The organism is Bradyrhizobium sp. 170 (assembly GCF_023101085.1).
Lineage (GTDB): Bacteria > Pseudomonadota > Alphaproteobacteria > Rhizobiales > Xanthobacteraceae > Bradyrhizobium.
Map to the genome: position 1 here is coordinate 8680172 of NZ_CP064703.1, position 20371 is coordinate 8700542.

Consider the following 20371-nt stretch of genomic DNA (forward strand, 5'->3'; position numbering starts at 1 on the left):
CCGGGATACCGCCTATTGTCCCCGGATCATGATCAGGGGGTCCGCCGTGTCAGGCACCCGCCGCCACTGCGCATTGTCATCGGCCTCGAATTGCCACGTCTGGCCTGTCGCCGACATCAGGATCATCTGCCCACGGTCCAGCCGCCATTGGTTCGGCGCAAAAGCTGCGACCGCCGGATCGCATTTCGGCTTCAGGAACACCTGGAAATTATCGCCGGTGGCTTCCGTGTTGGTCAGCGTCAGGCCGCAGATCGTCTGGCCGTTGCCGCGAACCATCGACCAGTCGCCGATCATCTGGTCCATCGATTTGGCGAGCGAGCGGGCGGCGGCGAGGTTCTGCAGAATGTAGACGCCCTCGCCGGTCCGCAAGCCTTCGAAAATGCCGCTCTCGACTTCGGTAAAGTCGATCACTGGCTGGCCTGCTGCGTCCTGCATCCGCACGATATCCAGCCCCTTGATATTCCAGGCGGTGATATCCTTCGTAAACGGCAGCGCCTTCGCACAGCCAGGCTCCAGCTCAAGCTTCAATCCTTGCGGCGTCGTATCGCCCTTCAGCGTGACGACGCAGGTCTTGCTGCGCTCGGTAGTGGCAAGCTCCCACTGCCCGATCATGTCCTTCTTCAGGGTCGAGGCATCCTGCGCCGCTACCGGCGGCGCAAGCGCCAGCAGCGCCGTCAGCGCTGCCACCGTGATGCCCGAACACCTGCGCAACATCAGCGTCCCTTCACGGGGGTTTCCGGTACAGGCGTCAACGGCGCCTTGCCGGCAAACCAGTTTTTCAGATTGTCGACGACGAGCTGATCCATGGCGTTGCGCGTTACCACCGAAGCTGAGCCGATATGTGGCAACAGCACGACATTTTGCATGGCCTTCAGCTCGTCCGGCACGTTCGGCTCGTTGGCGAACACGTCGAGCCCCGCCGCGAGAATGGTGCCGGATTTCAGCGCCGCGACCAGCGCCGGTTCGTCGACAACGGAGCCGCGCGCGACGTTGATCAGCACGCCGCGCGGACCGAGCGCCTTCAGCACGTCGGCATTGATCATCTTGGCGGTAGAGGCGCCGCCGGGCACGATCACGATCAGCGTGTCCACCGCCTTCGCCATTTCCATCAGGTCGGGATAGTGCTTGTAGGAGACGGCCGAAGACGGATTGCGCGAGTGATAGGACACCGGCACGAGCGAGGCTTCGAGCCGGCGTCCGATCGCCTGCCCGATGCGGCCCATGCCGACGATGCCGACCTTGCGGTCGCGCAGCGAGCCGACGCTCAAGGGATAGTTCTGTGCCTGCCACAAGCCCGAGCGCAGATAGCGGTCGGCCTTGACGAACTCGCGCAATGTCGAAATCAGAAGCCCCATCGCGACGTCGGCGACTTCTTCCGTCAGCACGTCGGGCGTGTTGGTGACGACGATATCGTGCTCACGCGCATAGGTGGAATCGACATGGTCGTAGCCGACGCCGAAGCTCGCGACCATTTCGAGTTTTGGAAACTGCGATAGCGCCTTCGCGTCGGCCGGCACCATGTGATAGGTCACCGCCATGCCGCGGATCTTCGCGATCGTGTCGGGCGTCAACCGCTCGAGGTCGGCACGGCTCTCCGCCATATGCAGGACGAACTGATCCGAAAAGCCGTTTTCCAGGATCGGCCTGATCGGCCCATAAATCAGGAGGTCGATCTTTTCGGACGAAATATTCGCGGCAGCCATCAATTTTCCTTTCCAAGCGCGCTCTCATGCCAGCGCCGTAGTACCAGATGCGAAACTAGCGCCAGCAGCCCATAGATGACAATCCCGGCGACGGACAGCAACAGCAACGCCGCGAACATTCGGGGAATGTTGAGGCGATAGCCGGACTCGGCGATCCGGAACGCAAGGCCGGAGCCGGCGCCCGCGGTGCCCGCCGCGATTTCGGCGACCACGGCGCCGATCAGCGACAGGCCGCCCGCGATCCGCAAGCCGCCAAGGATATACGGCAGCGCCGCCGGCAATTTCAGGTACCGCAGCGTCTGCAGCCGTGACGCGCCATAGAGTTGAAACAGCCCGGCCAGATTGCGGTCCACCGAATTCAGCCCAAGCGTGGTGTTGGACAGGACCGGAAAGAAACCGACGATCCAGGCGCAGACGATGACTGCCGTTTGCTGCGGCAGATAGATCAGCAATAACGGCGCAATTGCGATCACCGGCGTGACCTGCAGGATCACCGCATAGGGAAACAGCGAATATTCCAGCCATTTCGACTGATTGAACAACAGCGCCAGCGCGATGCCGCCGACGGCCGCGGCGATAAAGCCTTCCAGCGTGGTGAGCAAGGTGACGCCGAGCGATTCCGACAGCACCGGCCAGTCGCCGACGAGCGTCCAAAACACGAGATAAGGGCTCGGCAGCACGTAAGGCTGGATGTCGTTGACGCGCACCACGAGTTCCCACAGCGCCAGGCCCGCCGCCAGCACAACGGCTGGCATCAGCATCCGGCCGATATTCGGGAAGGAGCTCATGCGCTGCGTTGCCCGGAATAGGAAGGCGCGAGCGCGCTGGAAACCTCGCGGCAATAGGCGGCATATTCGGCCGAGGTGCGAAACTCCTCCCCGCGCGGCCCCACCGTGGCGATGCGAAATTCGCTGGCGAGACGGCCCGGCCGCGCCGTCATCACGGTCACCCGCTGCGACAGGTAGACCGACTCGAACACCGAATGGGTGACGAAGATGACGGTCTTGTGCAGCCTGCGCCACAGATCAAGCAGATCGTTGTTGAGCCGAAAGCGCGTGATCTCGTCGAGCGCCGCGAACGGCTCGTCCAGCAGCAGAATATCCGGGTCGGTGACGAGCGCACGCGCCAATGAGGCCCGCATCTTCATGCCGCCGGATAATTCACGGGGGTATGCATCGGCAAATTCGGAAAGGCCGACCTGCACCAGCGCCTCCTCGATGCGGCTGTCGGCATCGGTCGCCGGCGCATGCGAAAGTTTCAGCGGCAGGCGAACGTTTTCACGCACGCTTGCCCACGGCATCAGGGTAGGCTCCTGAAACACGAAGCCGATGGGATGCCGCCCATCCTTCCTGTGGGCGCGATGGGAAACGTTCACCGTGCCCGCGCTCGGCGCGCTGAGCCCCGCGATCAGCCGCAGCGCGGTCGATTTTCCGCAGCCGGAAGGCCCGAGCAACGAGACGAACTCGCCTTTTGCGACATCGAGATCGAGCGGCCCGAGCGCGGTCACGCCGTTATCATAGATCTTGGTAACGGCGCGCAGGCGCACCGCAAGGCCCGCCGCATCGATATCCGTCTCGGACAAAGCAGGCTCGGCCATCTCGCGTCAGTTCTTCGGCCGCAGATCGACACCGACGCCCTTGTTGACGAAGCGCAACGTGTAGGCCTGGCGGTAGTCGATATCGCGGCGAACCACGCCGGCCCGCACCATCTTGTCGAAGAAGCTCGCCACGCGCGCGTCGGTCATGGCGCCGATGCCGTCGCGCAAGGTATCGCCGGAATCGACGATGCCGTATTCCTTCATCTTGGTGACGGAATAACCGAGCAACTCGTCGGTCATTTCCGGGTTCATCTTCTTGATCATCGCATTGCCGGCCGAATTGTCGCCGTAGAGATAATTGTACCAGCCAATGGAGGAAGCATCGACGAAGCGCTGAACGAGGTCGGGCTTCTTGTCGACGATCTCGTGGCGGGTCTCGATCAGCGTCGAATAGGCGTTGAAGCCGTGATCGGCGAGCAGGATCACGCCCGGCTTGAAGCCCGCGGCCTTCTCGACGGCGTAGGGTTCCGACGTGACATAGCCTTGCATCGCGCTCTGCTTGTTGACGATAAAGGGCTGCGAATTGAAGGTGTAGGGTTTCACCTTGCTCTCGCTGAACCCGTATTCGGACTTCAGCCACTGGAAATAGCTCGCGACGCCTTCCTTGGACACGAATAGCGTGAGCGGCTTGAGATCCTCGAGTTTTGCAATTTTGGTTTCCGGATGGGTCAGGAAAACCTGCGGATCCTTCTGGAAGATGGCCGCGACGGCGACCACCGGTACGTTGTTGGTGACCGCGTCGAAGGATTGCAGCGTGTTCGCGGTCATGAAGAAGTCGATTTTGCCGGCGGTCAGCAGGATGCGATTGTTGGTGTTGGGACCACCCGGCACGATGGTGACGTCGAGGCCGTATTTCTTGTAGGTGCCGTCGGCGACCGCCTGGAAGAAGCCGCCATGTTCGGCCTCCGCCACCCAGTTGGTTCCAAACGACACCTTGTCGAGGGTCTGCGCGCGCGCCGGCATCAGCGCCGCAGCCAGCGCCAGAAGACCTGCGGTTAACGCTCGCGTCAAAAAGGCCGGGTTCATGATTGGACTCCGTCGATCGTTCTGGCCCATGATGGGAGGCAATGGACGTAAGACAACGTCCCCCAAGGGTTTGATTTTAGGGGTTGGATCAGTCCCCGGAATATCTAACAAACTACCCTGCAAATTCATCCAAAGAAACGCTTCGCTCGATGGCTTCAACCGTTCCGCCCCGCGACTGGACCGACATCCACTGGCCGGATATTGCCAGGACCGACGCCGCGCGCTGGATCGCGGTGCTGCCGCTGGCGGCGACCGAACAGCACGGCCCGCATCTGCCGCTGGAAACCGACGTCCTGATCGGCGAGGCCTATCTGGCGCGGGTGCGCGAGCTGCTGCCTGTAGCACTTCCCGTCACTTTTCTGCCGCTGCAGCCGGTCGGCATTTCCACCGAACATATCGATTACCCGGGCACGCTGACGCTGCCGACCGTTGTCGCATTGAAGGAGTGGATGGCGATCGGCGAGAGTGTCGCGCGATCGGGCATCCGCAAGCTCGTGATCGTGACGAGCCATGGCGGTAACAGCGCGGCGATGTCGCTGGTGGCGCAGGATCTGCGCGCGCATCACGGGCTTCTCGTGGTCACGACGAGCTGGTCGCGCTTCGGTGCGCCGGATGGATTGTTTTCCGCGGAAGAGCTGCGTCATGGCATTCACGGCGGCGCGGTCGAGACGTCGATCATGCTGGCGCGCTATCCGCACACCGTGCGGCGAGAGGCGATCGCGGATTTTCATCCCGCCAGCATCGCGATGGAGAAAAAATTTCGTTGGCTCTCGGCGCATCGGCCGGTCCCCTTTGCGTGGCAGACGCAGGATCTGCATGAAAGCGGCGCGGTCGGCGACGCCACCAAAGCCTCCGCGGAGAAGGGCGAACAACTGCTCGATCACGGCGCACGCGCGTTCTGCGAATTGCTCGACGATGTCGACAAATTCGATCCGGAATTGTTTCTTCGTAAAGCATAGAATCCCGATTTATTCTCGTAACCATCTGAAATATCGAAGAAATAAACGACGAAACCATATTTCCAGCCGTCGCCTCGAACCGCTTTCGAGGAGCCTCCGTCCAACTGGGCATGCGGACCACAATGGCCGCTCAACACAGGATGGAGACTTCCATGTCGATCAAGACCAAGTTCGCCGCTCTCGCCCTCGCTACCCTTGCCGTTACCGGCACGATCGCTTCCACCACCCAGGCGCAAGCCAAGCCGCTGCACTGGGGTGTCGGAGCCGGCCTCGTTGGCGCCGCCATCGTCGGCACCGCGATCGCCGCTTCTGGCCCCGGCTACTACTACGACGGCTATCGCCGCTGCGGCTGGGTTCGCCAGTTCGACGCTTTCGGCAATTACATCGGCCGCGTCCGGACCTGCGGTTACTGATTTCTTCGGCTGACTTGGTTTCTGTTTGAGAAGCGTTCTCTTCAAACAACCACTTCAGACCCCCAAAACGCTTCTCGTGGATTTGCGTCCAGCACGGGCGCCTCATCCACCCCGTGCTGAACCCGACCCGCCCGGTTGTCCCCCCGGGCGGGTCACCCTTTTTTGGGATGCAGGCTGGCCGCCGAGCCCGGCTCGTCGCGATGTGTCGGCGATGTCTCCGAACACCCGTCAGCGATCTGTCCGAACGGTAGCGGCAACGGCGATGACGTGTTGCAACCACGTCACGCAACGGTGCCATCTAACCGCAGTCGCGGGGTCCTCTTCTTGCTATTGCGAATTACTTGCAATAAGGGTCGGGCGTAAATGGCGGAATGATCCCGATCTGGCGCTGATCGGGGAGGAACCGCGGGAATTTCGGGGGGCGGCGGGGTTGATGCCTTCAATCGTTGGGTGGCGGCAGGCATTCGAATCTGCAGTGATGGCAAGCAGCGACAGCATGGGTCGCACCGGGAATGTCCGCACTGTGAACCGCAACCGCCGATCCCTGGAATATGCGCTGGCCAGCGCCGCGTTCGGCGCGCTGGCGCTCGGCAGTCCGGCAATTGCGGCCGACCTGCCGCTCAAGGCGCTGCATCTTCGTCCGGCGTTCGACTGGAGCGGCTTCTATCTCGGCGGCCATGTCGGCTACGGCGGCGGCAGCTTCGGTCCCGGTACCAATCCGCTGCCGCTGCAAGGCGTGTTCTTTCCCCACAGCATCACGGGCCTGATTGGCGGCTATCAGGCCGGCTACAATTTTCAGCTCCCGAACAATCTGGTGTTGGGCGCCGAGGCCGATGTTTCGTTCCTGAGCACGCTTGATCGTCCAAGGCTTGCGCCGGCCCCTTTCAACACCAGCTTCGACTACATTGCCACGGTCCGGGGACGCGTCGGATACGCATTCGGAACGCTGCTGCCCTATGTGACCGGCGGCGCCGCCTGGGCCCGAACCCGCGTCGACGTCAATGATGTCGACGGCAGCCTGTTATCCGAGCGGGGGCACGCACCTCTTGGCTGGACCGCAGGTATTGGCGTCGAATATGCCGCCGATGCCAAATGGAGTGCAAAAATCGAATATGGCTACATCGATCTGGGAGCCCGAACCTACGGGCTTGCGGATGTATCGCTGCCGGACGTCGCCATCGACCCGAAGGTCCACACCGTCAAACTCGGATTGAACTACAAGATCTGGGACGGGCCGCCTTCGGCGACGTCAGGCGATTACGCCATCAAGCCACCCACCCCTCCCGTATCCAGGGACTGGAACGTCCACGCCCAGACGACCTTCATATCGCAGGGCTATCCGAGCTTCCGCTCGCCGTATCAAGGTACGAACAGCCTGCCCGGCGACGGACGCGTGAGAGAGACCTGGACGGTCGGAGCCTTTCTCGGGTGGCGGTTGTGGGACGGCGGAGAGCTCTATTTTGGTCCGGAGCTTGCGCAGGGCTTTGGAATCGGCGGCACATTAGGCCTGGGAGGTTTTTCAAACGGCGAAGCACAGAAAGGCGGTGCCGAGTATCCGAGATTCCGCGCTCAGCGCTATTTCTTCCGGCAGACGTTCGGGCTGGGAGGCGAGCAGGAAGAAGTCGCGGATGCGCCCAATCAGTTGCCGGGCAAACGCGACATCGACCGGGTCACGGTAACGGTCGGACGATTTGCGGTCGGCGATTTCTTTGACGGCAATTCCTACGCAAAAGATCCACGCGTGGACTTCATGAACTGGGCAATGTGGGCGTCGGCCGCCTATGACTTTCCGGCCGACCTCCCCGGATTTACCCGCGGCGCCGTCGTCGAACTCAACCGCAAGGATTGGGCCGTGCGCGCCGGCCTGTTCCAGGTGCCGTCCGCTCCTAACAGCGATGTCCTCACCTTCAAGACCGGCGGCGCGGTGGTCGAATTCGAAGAACGTCACACCGTGTTCGACCAGCCCGGCAAACTGCGGCTCGGCATCTTCGCCAATCGCGGCAATACCGGCAACTACCGCAACGCGCTGGCGATCAGCGCCGCAGACCCGGCGCTCGACATCAACAACGTCATGACAGACATCCAGCGCCAAAATCTAAAATACGGATTTTACGTCAACGCCGAACAACAGCTCATGAAGGATGTCGGCCTGTTCGCCCGTGCGAGCTGGAACGACGGCCGGAACCAAATCCTGTCCTTTACCGACATTGATCGCAGCGTTTCGGCAGGCCTGTCGGTCAAGGGCAGCTATTGGGGACGGCCGAGCGATACATTCGGTCTGGGCGGTGCAATCAACGGACTCTCCGGCGCGCACCGCGATTTCCTGGCGGCCGGCGGCCTCGGCCTGTTGATCGGCGACGGCCGTCTCAACTACAGCAACGAACGAATCCTCGAGACCTACTACGCCTACGCGATCGACAAGAACTTCACCCTCACCGCCGATTACCAGTTGATCACCAACCCCGCCTATAACGCCGACCGCGGCCCGGTCCACATCTTCTCCGGGCGCTTCCACGGCGAGTTTTAGCTGATTTTCTGCGTCGCCCTTGCGAAAGCGGCGACGTAGCCCGGATGTAGCGCAGCGCAATCCGGGTAAGCCTGTCCGCAGGCGAGATGTTCCCGGATTGCGCTTCGCTCCATCCGGGCTACGCGGTCGAATTCGCGCCTTACCCCACCGGCTGGAACGAATCCGTGCGCGCCATCGCCCAGGCATCGCGGAAGCGCGGATCCTGGGTGCCTTCGATCAACTCGCCCGGCCGCAGCGACGGGTAGAGCTTCGCAAATGACATTACCTCGGTGCTCGACGTTCGCTTCGAGAAGTGGATCGACCGCAACTGCTGCGGATGGTCGAGGCCGGCGGCGGCGAGAAGCTCGGACAACGCGTGCAGGGTGGCGTGATGGTAGCTGTAGACCCGCTCGGTCTTGAGCGGCACCACCAGCGCCCGGGCGCGCAAGGGATCCTGCGTGCTCACACCGGTCGGACAGCGATCGGTGTGGCAGCTCAAGGACTGGATGCAGCCGAGAGCGAACATGAAGCCGCGCGCGGAATTACACCAGTCGGCGCCGATCGCCATGGCGCGGGCCATGTCGAAGGCGGTCGCGATCTTGCCGGCGGCGCCGATCCTGACGCGGTCGCGCGCATTGATGCCGATCAGCGCGTTATGGACGAAACTGACGCCCTCACGCATCGGCATACCCAGATGATCCATGAACTCCAGCGGCGCCGCGCCGGTGCCGCCCTCATTGCCGTCGACGACGATGAAGTCAGGATAAATGCCGGTCTCCAGCATCGCCTTGCAGATCGCCAGGAATTCCCAGGGATGGCCGACACACATCTTGAACCCGGTCGGCTTGCCGCCCGACAGCCTGCGCATCTCGCCGATAAACGCCATCATCTGCAGTGGCGTTGAAAACGCGCGGTGGGTGGCCGGCGAGATGCAATCCTCGCCCATCGCGACGCCCCGGATTTTGGAGATCTCCGTCGACACTTTGGCTGCCGGCAGCACGCCGCCATGTCCGGGCTTGGCGCCCTGGCTGATCTTGAGTTCGACCATCTTGATCTGGTCGTCGGCCGCGACGCGGGCGAATTCTTCCGGGTTGAACGAACCATCGCGGTTGCGGCAGCCGAAATAGCCGGAGCCGATCTCCCAGATGAGGTCGCCGCCGTTTTCGCGGTGATAGGGACTGACACCGCCCTCACCGGTGTCATGCGCGAAGCCGCCCCTCTTGGCGCCTATGTTCAGCGCGCGCACGGCGTTGGGGCTGAGCGCGCCAAAACTCATCGCCGAGATGTTGAAGACCGATGCCGAATAAGGCTTGGTGCAATCCGGTCCGCCGATGGTGACGCGAAATTCAGCGCCGCTACGAGCCTTCGGCGCCACCGAATGATGCATCCATTCGTAACCCTCGCGATAGACGTCTTCCTGGGTACCGAACGGCCGCTTGTCGAGTTGCATCTTGGCGCGCTGATAGACCAGGGCGCGGGTGTCGCGGGAGAACGGCATGCCGTCCTTTTCGCTCTCGAAGAAGTACTGCCGTATCTCGGGGCGAATTTCCTCGAGCAGGAAACGAATATGCGCTGATATCGGATAGTTGCGCAAAACCGCGTGGTTCTTTTGCAGGAGATCGCGAATGCCGAGAAATGTGAGGGCGCCGAAAATCACGATCGGGATCAGCAGAATTTCCCACACCTTGAGATTATGGTCGAAAATCCCGATGCCGATCAGCAATGCCGTGACGACGGCGCAGACCGTCAAAATGATGTAGCGTGGCGAGAACGGAAGCAGCAGCGTTTCCATGGAACCCCTCAGCCGGATTGTCGCATCGCCAGTGCCAGCTTAGTCCAACCGCCGGAACGAGCGCTACACGATATACGGAACGGTACTCACGGAAGTGACGACGGCTCGAAAAAATAGTTGGCGGCTTGAATAAATCTGTCGCCTTTTGCAGTGCAGCGTAACGGCCCGGCGCCCAACCACTCAGTGGCTGTGCAACCGCATCTCGTGCGGAATCTTGCCCTGCTGCAGGCCGTGCTGGGCGAGCCAGGCGTCGGTGGAGAGAATGGCGCGGTCGATATGATCGGCGGTTCGCGAGAAATCGTAAGGTGAACCAACCAGCGGGCAGAGCGGCGGCACCACGAAATACTCGATATCGGGCGCAAGCGCTTCGAGCTCGTTGACCAGTTGCCGCGCGATCAGGAGCGTGAGCGCGTGCAGCGCGTTGGCGACCGCCCCGACCGGCGGCGCCTGGTTCGCGCAGGCGTGACCGGTCGGCAGAATGATCAGGCGCCTGGCGCCCTTGTTCACCGCGACCTGTATCGGCGTGTTGCTGGAGATCGCGCCATCGGCGAGATAATAGCCCTTGTAGCGGATCGGCGAGAACGCGCCCGGGATCGCGGTGGACGCAACGATCGCCTCCGCTGTGGAGCCTTCCGACAGCACCACGCTGTCGCCGGAAACGATGTCGGTGGTGACGATATGCACCGGCAGCTTCGCCTCCTCCAGGTTGCGATAGGGGATGTGATCCTCGATCAGCTTGCGGATGCCGTCATGGGGGATCAGGAAATCGCGGCGCCACAAAAAGCTCAGCACCGTCCGCCAGCTCATCGGAAAGATGTCGTGCCGGGTCAAGCCGCGCCAGATCGCAGCGAGCCGCTGCACGCCATCGAGCGTGGGATCGCCGGCATAGAACGCGCCGTTCAGGGCGCCAACGCTGCAGCCGACCACCATATCAGCGGCGACGCCGTGGGCGGCGAGCGAATGCAGCATGCCCACCTGGATGGCCCCGAAGCTGCCGCCGCCCGCAAACACAAAGGCGGTTTTTGCCGGACCGATCTCATCGCGTACCGACACGCACACACTCCCTCATCGCCGCGTCGGCAACAGGCCGCGCGACGTTGAGGTGGTTATAGCAGTGGGGGAATGGGGTGGGCTACTGGGGTGCCCGTAGCCCGGATGGAGCGAAGCGCAATCCGGGGACGACTTCATCGGCAGAGAAACGTGATCCCGGATTTCGCTTCGCTCCATCCGGGCTACGCATGAACTCAACGCTCGACGAACGCCTTCTCGATCACGAAATGGCCGGGCGTGTTGTGGCTGCCTTCGAGGAAGCCGCCGGATTCGAACATCTGCTTCAGTTCGTCCAGCATCCCCGGGCTGCCGCACATCATGATGCGATCGGTCTCGATATTGAGCGGCGCCTGGTGAATGTCGTTGAACAACTGCTCGGACGAGATCAGGTCGGTGATGCGGCCGCGGTTGCGGAACGGCTCGCGGGTCACCGTCGGGTAATACAGCAACTTCTCCGACAGCAACGGTCCGAACAGTTCGTCGTCACGCAGCTTGGCGACCAGCTCTTCGCCATAGGCGAGTTCGGAAACCTGACGGCAGCCGTGAACGAGCACGATGGTCTCGAACCGCTCATAGACGTCGGGGTCCTTGATCAGGCTCGCGAACGGCGCCAGACCCGTGCCGGTCGACAGCAGCAGCAGGCGCTTGCCCGGAATCAGATTGTCGGTGATCAGCGTGCCGGTCGCCTTGCGGCCGACCAGGATTTCGTCGCCCTCGCGGATCTTCTGCAGCTTCGAGGTCAGCGGCCCGTCCGCGACCTTGATGGAGAAGAATTCGAGTTCTTCCTCGTGATTGGCGCTCGCCATGCTGTAGGCGCGCAAAAGCGGCCGGCCCTCGACCTCGAGGCCGATCATCGCAAACTGGCCGTTCTGGAAGCGGAAACCGGAATCGCGGGTGGCTCGGAAGCTGAAAAGCGTATCGGTCCAGTGGCGGACAGAAAGAACTTTCTCTCTATAGAATGCGCTCATGGGTTTTCGTTTTTCCTGACGTCTCGATGTAGAACGTTTCGGTTTTCGGGCCTCGAATTGCCAAAAATCAGCGAAATCATTGGCGTTTTGGCGCTTCATTTGCGCACAGGACACACATAGTCAATATGACCTGCAGCACAATTGAGAACTCGGAATAGCTGTCGGTCTATTTTGCAAAAAGGTTCGATTCGCTTCGTTAACGCTTTCTCGCGCAATTAACTTGCTGAATTCGGCATCGATCTGGCAATAAATGACCACACCAAATTAAGAACGTTTCAAAAAGAGATCGCATGCGAAGCCCAGGCGAATTTCGAAAGGGTAAACCGGGCTTTTATCCGGACCAGTCGATCTATGCCGAATTTGCCTGCGCCGAATTCGGGCTCCACTTTCGCGACCTCGACGGTGGATCGGGATTGCTTTTCAGCGTCGCATCACGCGACAGGCTGGTTCATTTCGGCGCCGGCCGAAGTTCCTGGTATCCGCAAAACAACGCCACCGCCTCGACGCTGGCATCCGACAAACATTTTACGAGCCGGATCCTGCGCGAAGCCGGCGTCCCGGCGCTTGGCGGCGAATATTTCTTCCTTCACGAGCGCTATCGCGCGCATCGCCCGGCGGGACATGAGCGCAGCGACGCGGTTGCCTGTTTCAACACATTGGGCGGATCGGCCTTCGTCAAGCCGCTGACGGGATCGCGCGGCGATTTCGCGCAAGCCGTTCACGGCGAAGCGGCGCTGGTTCGGTATCTCGATGACGTCATGAAGTATTATGACGCGGTCCTGATCCAGCCGATCGTCGAAGGGACAGAGTATCGCGTTTTTCTGCTCGACGATGATGTGCTCTATTGCGCGCGAAAATATCCGCCGTCCGTCACGGCCGACGGCGTGCACACCGTTCGTGAACTGCTCATCATCCATAACGACGCGCTGCGCGCCCGCGGCCTCTCGCCTGCTTCGCTGCCGAACCATGATCCGTCGCTCGATGCTGTCCCGGCAAGGGGCGAGCGCTGCGAGATTCCCGGGCGCATGAATCTGAGCGCGGGCGGCACGATGGTGCTGGCGCCGGCGCCATCCGAAAAGTCCATCACGTTGGCGCGGCAGGCCGCGCGCGCGATCGGACTTCGCGTCGCGGCCATCGACATGTTCGTCGATGTCGGCGGCAATCCGGAGGCAATCGAGATCATCGAGATCAACTCCAATCCCGCGATCCGGCTGCTGGAAGAATCCAATCGCGGCGACCTCATTCTAAAAATCTGGCATCACACCTTCTCCGCCATGGGATTGCTGTAGTGTTCGACCTGCCGAAATACGGCGCTGGCATCTGCCTCGCGCGCATGGCCGTGCTGCTGGAGGCGCTTTCCATCGATCGCGCGCGGCTGCAACGCATCTCCGTGGCGGTAACCGGATCAAACGGCAAGGGCAGCACGGCGGCGATGTGCGCTCAAATCGGCCGCGCCTATGGCCTGCGGACCGGGCTTTTCACCTCCCCGCATCTTTTTCGTTTCAACGAACGGATTCAGATCGACGGCGTCGAGATCGGCGACGACGCGTTCGTTCGCCTGAGAATGCGGGTCGAAGCTGCCATTGCAACCGTCTCGCAGAGGATGGGCGAGAAGTTCGGTGCCTTCGAAGCGCTGTTCGCGCTTGCCTGCCTGCACTTCCAGGAGAGCGGATGCGACTTCGCCGTGTTCGAGGCCGGCATCGGCGGGCGCTACGACCCGGTCCGCCTCGTCGGCGCGCACGAGACTTGCGTCACTTCGGTCGATTACGAGCATGTCGAATTGCTCGGACACTCGCTTGAACTGATCGCATCGGACAAGAGCGACGCCTGCGCCGCCGGCGGCACGATCGTCTATGGCGAAAACTGCCGGGACCTGCGGCCGCATCTCGTCGAGTATAATCGCGGAGCCGACCGCACCTCGCTGTTCATCCGCGATGAAATCGCCGTCGATAACGAGGACGCTGCGGCCACGGGGCAGCATTTTGATTTCCAGTTCGGATACCATGATTTTCGCCGGATCGAACTGAACTTGCCTGGCGCGTTCCAGTTCAGCAATTCGGCTATCGCGATCACACTGATCCTGCTCTGGCTGCAGCGCGAACAGCCGCGCAAGGCTCCCGACCGGATCGAAGCCGCGATACGCGCCGGACTGCGCGAGGCACGCTGGCCCGGCCGACTCGAAATCATCCGGCACGACCCGCTCACCGTGATCGACGTCGGCCACACCCCGGACGGCATCCGGCAATCGCTAGCCAGCCTGATGTCGATTCATGGCCGCGACGGCTGGATCCTTGTCACCGGCGCTTCGCACGACAAAAGGGCAGACGAGATCATCGGCGCGCTGGCGCCTTCCTTCGACACCATCATCTGCACAGCGGCGCACCACAAGGGGGCCGAGGCGCAAGTCATCGCTGCCGCGGCGCGACGCGGCAATCCCACAGCGAACATTCATCTCGCCGCGACAATCGCGGACGCAGCGCGGCTCTCGCAAGAGATGGCTCTGCGACAAAAGCGAAGCGTGTATGTGGCGGGCGGATTATTCCTGGCGGTCGAATACGCGACCGTCGTGAAGGGCGGCCGCGCGGAGGATTTGGAGTTTTTCTGAACGTGGCGCACAATCCGCGCAGTCGAACGGCTCGTCCGCGGCCAGTGCATCCGGAAACGCCGGAACAAGACAATGCGAGGGGAGAGAACATCATGAGCGACACCGTCAATCGTCAGATCCTGCTGGTCGAGAAGCCCACCGGCAAACTCGGACCTGAGCACTTCAAGATGATCAAAGGCGCGGTGCCTGAGCCGAAGGATGGCGAGGCGCTGGTGCGAACACGCTATATCTCGCTTGACGCCGCCAACCGGGCGTGGATGCACGGCGCCACCTATCGCGCCGCCGTCGAGGCCAACACCGTGATGGCCGGCGGCAGCATCGCGGAGGTCGTCGCCTCGAAGACCTCAAGCCTCGCACCGGGCGATATCGTATTCGGCGACACCGGTTGGCAGGATTACGCCGCGGTGCCGGCAAAGCACCTCACCAAGATGCCGAAGATGGAACCGATGACGCATTTGCTCAGCGTGTACGGCATCGCCGGCCTCACCGCCTATTTCGGCCTCCTGCATGTCGGCAAGCCGAAGGAGGGCGAGACGGTCGTCGTGTCGGCTGCCGCCGGCTCCGTCGGATCGATTGTCGGGCAGATTGCCAAGATCAAGGGCTGCAACGTCATCGGCATCGCCGGCGGCAAGGACAAGTGCCACTGGCTGACCAGCGAACTCGGCTTCGACGCCGCGGTCGATTACAAGGACGGCGCCACCTTCAAGGCGCTGCGCGCCGCCGCCCCCAAGGGCATCGACGTCTATTTCGACAATGTCGGCGGCGACATTCTCGAAGCCTGCCTTTCGCTGATGAACAACCGCGGCCGCATCGCCTGCTGCGGCGCGATTTCGCAGTATGACGGCGCGCCGTCCGCCCATGGCCCGCGCGGCGTGCCCGGCCTGATCGTGGTGAAGCGCCTCATCATGCAGGGCTTCATCGTGATGGATTACATGAATGAGAGCGCCGCCGCGCTGGCCGACCTGCAGTCCTGGGTGGCCTCAGGCAAACTGAAGGTGCAGGAAGACGTGATCGACGGGATCGAGAACACGCCGAAAGCGCTGATCGGCCTGCTCGCCGGCGAAAACCGCGGCAAACGGATGGTGAAGGTGTGATGTCGTAGGGTGGGCAAAGGCGCGCTTCGCGCCGTGCCCACCATCTATCCATTCGCTCGTGACGGTGGGCACGCTTCGCTTTGCCCACCCTACGATTTAGTGCGTCGCGGCAGGCGCCGCCTGCGCCCCCGCCTTCTTCAGCTTCCGCTCCTTGAGCCAATTCTCGAACCCCTGGATCACGACGAAGAAGGTCGGCACGAACAGCACGGCCAAACACGTCGAGGCCAGCATGCCCGAGGCCGCCGTGATGCCAATCGACTTCCGGGCGTTGGCGCCGGCGCCGGTCGCGAGCACCAGCGGGATCATGCCGAAGATGAAAGCAAACGACGTCATCAGGATCGGCCGGAACCGGGCTCGCGCCGCCTCGACGGCGGATTCCAGCAGCGGCTTGCGATCGCGCACGTGCAGTTCCAGCGCCACCTCGACGATCAGGATGGCGTTCTTGGCCGACAGCGCGATCAGCAGGATGATGCCGATCTGGGTATAGAGGTTGTTCTCTATCCTTAAGCCCGTCAGCACGATCATTGGGCCGAGCAAGGACAGCGGCACTGCGAGAATCACCGAGATCGGCGCGTACCAGCTTTCATATTGTCCGGCCAGCACGAGGTAGACCAGCAGGAGGCCAAGGCCGAACGCCCAGTAGATCTGGCCGCCGACGACCTTCTCCTGATACGACATCGCCGTCCACTCGAAGCCCGTGCCGGGCGGCAGGGTCTTCGCGGCAATCTGCTCCATCAGATTCATCGACTGACCTGAGCTGTAACCCGTCGCCGGCAGGCCGATGATGGTTGCGGAAGGATACAGATTGTACAGGCTGATCAGCGACGGACCGACCGCCGGCGTAATCTTTGCCACGGTGCCGAGCGGGATCATGTCGCCATTGCTGTTACGCACCATCATGTTCTGGATGTCACGCGGCGTCAGGCGGAATTGCGCGTCCGCCTGCGCATAGACCTGGAAGGTACGACCGAACTTGTTGAACTGATTGACGAAGGTCGAACCCATGTAGGACGACAGCGTCGAGAAGATCTGGTCGGTCGTGACATGCAGCGTCTGGGTCTTGATTCGATCCACCTCGATGTCGAACTGCGGCACCATCGAGCGGAACGGCGAACTCACCCGCTGCAGCGCGCTCTGTGACGACGCATTGGCGACGATCGCGCCGGTGATCGCCTGCAGCTTGCTGAAGTCGGAATTGCCGTCACGGAGCTGGACCTGCATCGCGAAGCCGGCGGCGTTACCGATACCCTGGATCGGCGGCGGCGGGACCACCAGGATCCGCGCCTCCTCGATCACGGAGAGCTTTTCGTTCAATCCGACGAACAGCGACCGCAGATCCTCACCTGGCCCTCGCGCGCTCCACTCTTTCAGGATCAAATAGGCGACGCCCGCATTGGCGAGACTGGAAGAATTGTCGAGCGCGGAGATGCCGGAAATGGCGATCACCTGATCGACGCCCGGGGCCTTGCCGGCTATCTCGCTGACCTGGGTAAGCACACGCTGGGTACGTTCAAGCGCCGCACCATCAGGCAATTGCACGGCGACCAGGAGATAACCCTGGTCCTCGATCGGAATGAATCCGGTCGGCACCCGCGACAGGCCGTAGCCACCGATGGCGATCAGGATCAGCGCGCAGATGACAGAAACATTGCTGTGTGCGACCAGGCGGCCGATCAACCGGCTATAGGCGGCCTCGACGCGGTTATAGACCGCGTTGAAGCCGCGGTAGAAAAAGTTGCGCTGCTCCGGCGGCACCGGCCGGCGCAGCCACAACGCGCACTGCGTCGGCTTCAGCGTCGCCGCGTTGATGGCGCTGAGCAGCGCGGTTGCGGCAATGACCAGCGCGAACTGCGCATACATCTGCCCGGTCAATCCCGGCAGAAACGCCGAGGGCAGGAACACCGAGATCAGCACCAGCGTGATGCCGATGATCGGCGCAAACAGCGCGTCCATCGCGCTGATCGCGGCGTCATGGCCGGACATGCCTTTCTCGATGTTGTGCGCGGCGCCTTCGACCACGACGATGGCGTCATCCACCACGATGCCGATCGCGAGCACGATCGCAAACAGGGTCGAGATATTGACGGTGAAGCCGAGCGCCGCCATCGCAGCAAAGGCGCCGATGATCGTCACCGGCACCGTGGTCGCGGGCACCAGCATCGCGCGCCAGTCCTGCAGGAAGATCAGGATCACGACGAGAACGAGCAAACCCGCCTCGATCAGCGTCTTGTAGACCTCATTGATCGATTCCGAGACGAATTTGGTGGTGTCGAACGGCGTGTCGTAGGTCACGTCCTGCGGAAACGACTTCGCCAGCACCTGCATCTTCTTCTCAACGGCACGCTGGACCTCGAGCGCGTTGGCGCCGGGCGACTGGAATACGCCGATGCCGGTGGCCGGCTTGTTGTTGAGCGAGAACGCCTGGCTGTAGGTCTGAGCGCCGAGTTCGACCCAGCCGACATCGCGCACACGCGTGACGTCGCCGCTGGTGCCGGTCTTGACGATCACGTTCTCGAACTCGCTGGTGTCGTCGAGCCGTCCACTGACGTTCAGCGTGTACTGGAACGCCTGCCCTGCGGGCGCTGGCGGTGCCCCGACCTGGCCCGCGGTGACCTGCTGGCTCTGCTGCTGGATCGCGGAAATGACATCCTGCGGCATCAGCCCGCGCGCATACAGCTTGTTCGGATCGAGCCAGACCCGCATCGAGTATTGACCGGCCCCGAACACGGTGACGTTGCCGACGCCGGGCAAACGCGACAGCTCGTCGCGGATGTTGATAGTGGCGTAGTTGCTCAGGAACAGACTGTCATAGGTCGCTTTCGGCGAGGTCAGCGTCACGAACAGCAGGATCGCCGTCGATCTCTTCTGCACGGTGACGCCCTGGTTCTGCACCGACTGCGGTAGCTGCGCCAGCGCGCTCGAGACCCGGTTCTGCACCAGCACCTGCGCGAAGTTGAGGTCGGTGCCGATCTTGAACGTAACCGTCAGCGTATAGGTGCCATCGGCACCGCTGTAGGACTGCATGTAGAGCATGTCCTCGACGCCGTTGACCTGCTGCTCGATCGGCAGCGCCACCGTATCGATCACGGTTTTCGCGCTGGCGCCGGGATAGCGGGTGGTGACCTGCACCGTCGGCGGCACGACCTCAGGATACTGCGCGACGGCCAGCCGGAGCAGGCAGACGCCGCCGATCAGGACCATCAGGATCGCGATGACGTTGGAAAGAACGGGCCGCTCGATGAAAAATTTCGAAATCATGGCCCGGCTCCTACTTGGCCGCTATTGGCTGTGCTTCGATCTTTTTCAGTTGCGGATCGACCTTCTGGCCGGGAATCGCGCGCAACAGCCCGGCGGTGACGACGCGGTCGTCGGCCTTGAGGCCTTCTTCGATGACACGCAACTCGCCCTCCAGCGGCCCGACCCGCACCTTGCGCTGTTCGACGATATTTTCGCCGTTCACGACCAGCAGGTAGCGTCCGGACTGATCGCTGCCGAGGGCGACATCCGGCACGAACAGCGCGTTCTGCACCTGGTCAACGGGTACGCGGACCCGGACGAAGAATCCCGGCAGCAGGGCACGGTCCGAATTGGGCAGCACGCCGCGCACCGGAAGCGTACCGGTCGACTGGTTGAGCGTCGTGGCGGCATAGTCGAGCTTGCCCTGGTGCGGAAAGCCGGTTTCGGTCTGCAACCCGACTTCCACCGGTATCTGCCTGAGATCGTCCTGTGTCATCCCGCGCCGGCGGGCTTCCTCCCGGATCCGCAGCACGTCCTGTTCGTTGACGTTGAAATTCACCCAGATCGGGTCGAGCGCCACGATGGTGGCGAGCTGCGTCGGCGACGACACACCGACAAGTTCGCCGACGGCGACGAGATGCGCGCTGACGACACCGTCAAACGGCGCAGTCACATTGGTATAACCGTAATTGACCGCCGCGATCTTGGTATTGACCTGGGCCTGAAGCAGGTTCGCTTGCGCGTTGTCGCGCGTTGACGTTGAAGTATCCAGCGTCGCTTGGGAAACGGCTTGCCGCTGCACCAGTTCCTGCTGGCGCTTGAAGTCCGCCTCGGCCTGCCTCACCGTTGCCTGCGCGCCGGTTTCCGCGGCCTGCGCCTGTTCGAGCTTCAGCTTGTAGGTGTCAGGCTCGATCGTGAACAGGGGCGCGCCTTCTTTCACAAAGGCGCCGTCTGTATAGTTGATCGATTGCAGAAAGCCCTGCACGCGCGCGACCAGATCGACATTCTTGATCGCCGCGGTATTGCCGGTCGCTTCCAGATAGCGCGTGAAGGACCGTTGCACCGGCACCGCGACATCGACCTTCGGCGGCGGGGGCGGGACAAAAGTATTTTGTTCGCAGGCACTTAATATGCCCATCGCGGCAATGGCGAACGCCGCGCGCCGGACCGACGCGGCTCCTTGCCCGATGCTGCGGTGCGGACTCAGGCGTGCAGGCGAACGCATGGGCTTCATTTTTCATGCCTCAATTGGTTTGTTCAGAAAAATGTCTATTCAGAAATCGGCGTTCGGCGCCACCCCATGAAAATAGCAACAATCCGCTTGCAGTGAAACCGGAAAGCGAAAATGATGCGGGCCGTTATAATTTTTACGATTAGATTTTACTGCGGTTGAAGCGGCGGCTTCCTGCGACGACAAAAGG

General features: G+C 62.1%; 16 protein-coding genes. 6 read left to right on the forward strand and 10 right to left on the reverse strand.

Annotated elements, in window-relative coordinates; translation table 11 throughout:
* Nucleotides 1–12: 12 nt before the first annotated feature.
* The 5 genes from IVB05_RS40975 to IVB05_RS40995 are packed head-to-tail and all read right to left on the reverse strand — an operon-like array spanning nucleotide 13 to nucleotide 4326.
* Complete coding sequence (locus IVB05_RS40975) at nucleotides 13–714, reverse strand: AprI/Inh family metalloprotease inhibitor (protein WP_247781781.1); 702 nt, start codon at nucleotides 712–714, stop codon at nucleotides 13–15.
* Entirely contained in the window at nucleotides 714–1703 is a 990-nt protein-coding gene (locus tag IVB05_RS40980; RefSeq protein ID WP_247781783.1) for a 2-hydroxyacid dehydrogenase, read from the reverse strand. Before IVB05_RS40980 ends, IVB05_RS40975 begins: the two co-directional genes overlap by 1 nt.
* Nucleotides 1703–2491, reverse strand: a complete 789-nt coding sequence (locus IVB05_RS40985) for an ABC transporter permease (RefSeq protein ID WP_247781784.1) — start codon at nucleotides 2489–2491, stop codon at nucleotides 1703–1705. Before IVB05_RS40985 ends, IVB05_RS40980 begins: the two co-directional genes overlap by 1 nt.
* Nucleotides 2488–3300: an ABC transporter ATP-binding protein gene (locus IVB05_RS40990; protein WP_247781786.1), complete on the reverse strand. Its 813-nt coding sequence runs from the start codon at nucleotides 3298–3300 to the stop codon at nucleotides 2488–2490. Before IVB05_RS40990 ends, IVB05_RS40985 begins: the two co-directional genes overlap by 4 nt.
* Nucleotides 3301–3306: 6 nt before the next feature.
* A complete protein-coding gene (locus IVB05_RS40995) occupies nucleotides 3307–4326 on the reverse strand; it encodes an ABC transporter substrate-binding protein (RefSeq protein ID WP_247781787.1) in 1020 nt (339 codons plus the stop codon).
* Nucleotides 4327–4475: 149 nt separating this feature from the next.
* Here IVB05_RS40995 and IVB05_RS41000 point away from each other — a divergent pair, with 149 nt between their 5' ends.
* From IVB05_RS41000 to IVB05_RS41010, 3 genes are all read left to right on the forward strand, one after another.
* Nucleotides 4476–5285 (forward strand): creatininase family protein, encoded by an 810-nt coding sequence (locus tag IVB05_RS41000; protein WP_247781789.1) that lies wholly within the window; start codon nucleotides 4476–4478, stop codon nucleotides 5283–5285.
* A 152-nt stretch (nucleotides 5286–5437) separates the two neighbouring features.
* Nucleotides 5438–5698: a hypothetical protein gene (locus tag IVB05_RS41005; RefSeq protein WP_247781790.1), complete on the forward strand. Its 261-nt coding sequence runs from the start codon at nucleotides 5438–5440 to the stop codon at nucleotides 5696–5698.
* Nucleotides 5699–6194: 496 nt separating this feature from the next.
* Nucleotides 6195–8225, forward strand: a complete 2031-nt coding sequence (locus IVB05_RS41010; RefSeq protein WP_247781792.1) for a carbohydrate porin — start codon at nucleotides 6195–6197, stop codon at nucleotides 8223–8225.
* Between the two features lie 139 nt (nucleotides 8226–8364).
* Here IVB05_RS41010 and IVB05_RS41015 read toward each other — a convergent pair whose 3' ends face one another.
* The 3 genes from IVB05_RS41015 to IVB05_RS41025 all read right to left on the reverse strand — a co-directional run bounded on the left by IVB05_RS41015 (nucleotide 8365) and on the right by IVB05_RS41025 (nucleotide 12014).
* Nucleotides 8365–9996 (reverse strand): FMN-binding glutamate synthase family protein, encoded by a 1632-nt coding sequence (locus tag IVB05_RS41015; protein ID WP_247781794.1) that lies wholly within the window; start codon nucleotides 9994–9996, stop codon nucleotides 8365–8367.
* A 180-nt stretch (nucleotides 9997–10176) separates the two neighbouring features.
* Nucleotides 10177–11049, reverse strand: coding sequence for a patatin-like phospholipase family protein (locus IVB05_RS41020; RefSeq protein WP_247781796.1), 873 nt, complete (start codon nucleotides 11047–11049; stop codon nucleotides 10177–10179).
* Nucleotides 11050–11240: 191 nt separating this feature from the next.
* Nucleotides 11241–12014 carry a ferredoxin--NADP reductase gene (locus IVB05_RS41025; RefSeq protein ID WP_247781797.1) on the reverse strand — a complete coding sequence of 258 codons (774 nt, stop codon included), beginning with the start codon at nucleotides 12012–12014 and terminating at the stop codon, nucleotides 11241–11243.
* 290 nt (nucleotides 12015–12304) lie between these two features.
* Between IVB05_RS41025 and IVB05_RS41030 the strand changes: the two genes are divergently transcribed.
* The 3 genes from IVB05_RS41030 (at nucleotide 12305) to IVB05_RS41040 (ending at nucleotide 15713) form a co-directional block, all read left to right on the forward strand.
* Entirely contained in the window at nucleotides 12305–13303 is a 999-nt protein-coding gene (locus tag IVB05_RS41030; protein ID WP_247781799.1) for a hypothetical protein, read from the forward strand.
* On the forward strand, nucleotides 13303–14619 hold the full coding sequence (locus tag IVB05_RS41035; protein ID WP_247781801.1) for a cyanophycin synthetase: 1317 nt from the start codon (nucleotides 13303–13305) through the stop codon (nucleotides 14617–14619). Before IVB05_RS41030 ends, IVB05_RS41035 begins: the two co-directional genes overlap by 1 nt.
* Nucleotides 14620–14711: 92 nt before the next feature.
* Nucleotides 14712–15713, forward strand: coding sequence for an NADP-dependent oxidoreductase (locus IVB05_RS41040; RefSeq protein WP_247781802.1), 1002 nt, complete (start codon nucleotides 14712–14714; stop codon nucleotides 15711–15713).
* Between the two features lie 96 nt (nucleotides 15714–15809).
* Here IVB05_RS41040 and IVB05_RS41045 read toward each other — a convergent pair whose 3' ends face one another.
* Together IVB05_RS41045 and IVB05_RS41050 are read right to left on the reverse strand one after the other, a co-directional pair.
* Entirely contained in the window at nucleotides 15810–18971 is a 3162-nt protein-coding gene (locus IVB05_RS41045; protein ID WP_247781804.1) for an efflux RND transporter permease subunit, read from the reverse strand.
* Between the two features lie 10 nt (nucleotides 18972–18981).
* Nucleotides 18982–20175 carry an efflux RND transporter periplasmic adaptor subunit gene (locus IVB05_RS41050; protein ID WP_247781806.1) on the reverse strand — a complete coding sequence of 398 codons (1194 nt, stop codon included), beginning with the start codon at nucleotides 20173–20175 and terminating at the stop codon, nucleotides 18982–18984.
* Between the last annotated feature and the right edge of the window lie 196 nt (nucleotides 20176–20371).

Bases quoted from the DNA above. Each gene is read 5' to 3' on its own strand.
- IVB05_RS40975 (WP_247781781.1), bottom strand. From the start codon at position 714: ATGTTGCGCAGGTGTTCGGGCATCACGGTGGCAGCGCTGACGGCGCTG.
- IVB05_RS40980 (WP_247781783.1), bottom strand. From the start codon at position 1,703: ATGGCTGCCGCGAATATTTCGTCCGAAAAGATCGACCTCCTGATTTAT.
- IVB05_RS40985 (WP_247781784.1), bottom strand. From the start codon at position 2,491: ATGAGCTCCTTCCCGAATATCGGCCGGATGCTGATGCCAGCCGTTGTG.
- IVB05_RS40990 (WP_247781786.1), bottom strand. From the start codon at position 3,300: ATGGCCGAGCCTGCTTTGTCCGAGACGGATATCGATGCGGCGGGCCTT.
- IVB05_RS40995 (WP_247781787.1), bottom strand. From the start codon at position 4,326: ATGAACCCGGCCTTTTTGACGCGAGCGTTAACCGCAGGTCTTCTGGCG.
- IVB05_RS41000 (WP_247781789.1), top strand. From the start codon at position 4,476: ATGGCTTCAACCGTTCCGCCCCGCGACTGGACCGACATCCACTGGCCG.
- IVB05_RS41005 (WP_247781790.1), top strand. From the start codon at position 5,438: ATGTCGATCAAGACCAAGTTCGCCGCTCTCGCCCTCGCTACCCTTGCC.
- IVB05_RS41010 (WP_247781792.1), top strand. From the start codon at position 6,195: ATGGGTCGCACCGGGAATGTCCGCACTGTGAACCGCAACCGCCGATCC.
- IVB05_RS41015 (WP_247781794.1), bottom strand. From the start codon at position 9,996: ATGGAAACGCTGCTGCTTCCGTTCTCGCCACGCTACATCATTTTGACG.
- IVB05_RS41025 (WP_247781797.1), bottom strand. From the start codon at position 12,014: ATGAGCGCATTCTATAGAGAGAAAGTTCTTTCTGTCCGCCACTGGACC.
- IVB05_RS41030 (WP_247781799.1), top strand. From the start codon at position 12,305: ATGCGAAGCCCAGGCGAATTTCGAAAGGGTAAACCGGGCTTTTATCCG.
- IVB05_RS41040 (WP_247781802.1), top strand. From the start codon at position 14,712: ATGAGCGACACCGTCAATCGTCAGATCCTGCTGGTCGAGAAGCCCACC.
- IVB05_RS41045 (WP_247781804.1), bottom strand. From the start codon at position 18,971: ATGATTTCGAAATTTTTCATCGAGCGGCCCGTTCTTTCCAACGTCATC.
- IVB05_RS41050 (WP_247781806.1), bottom strand. From the start codon at position 20,175: ATGCGTTCGCCTGCACGCCTGAGTCCGCACCGCAGCATCGGGCAAGGA.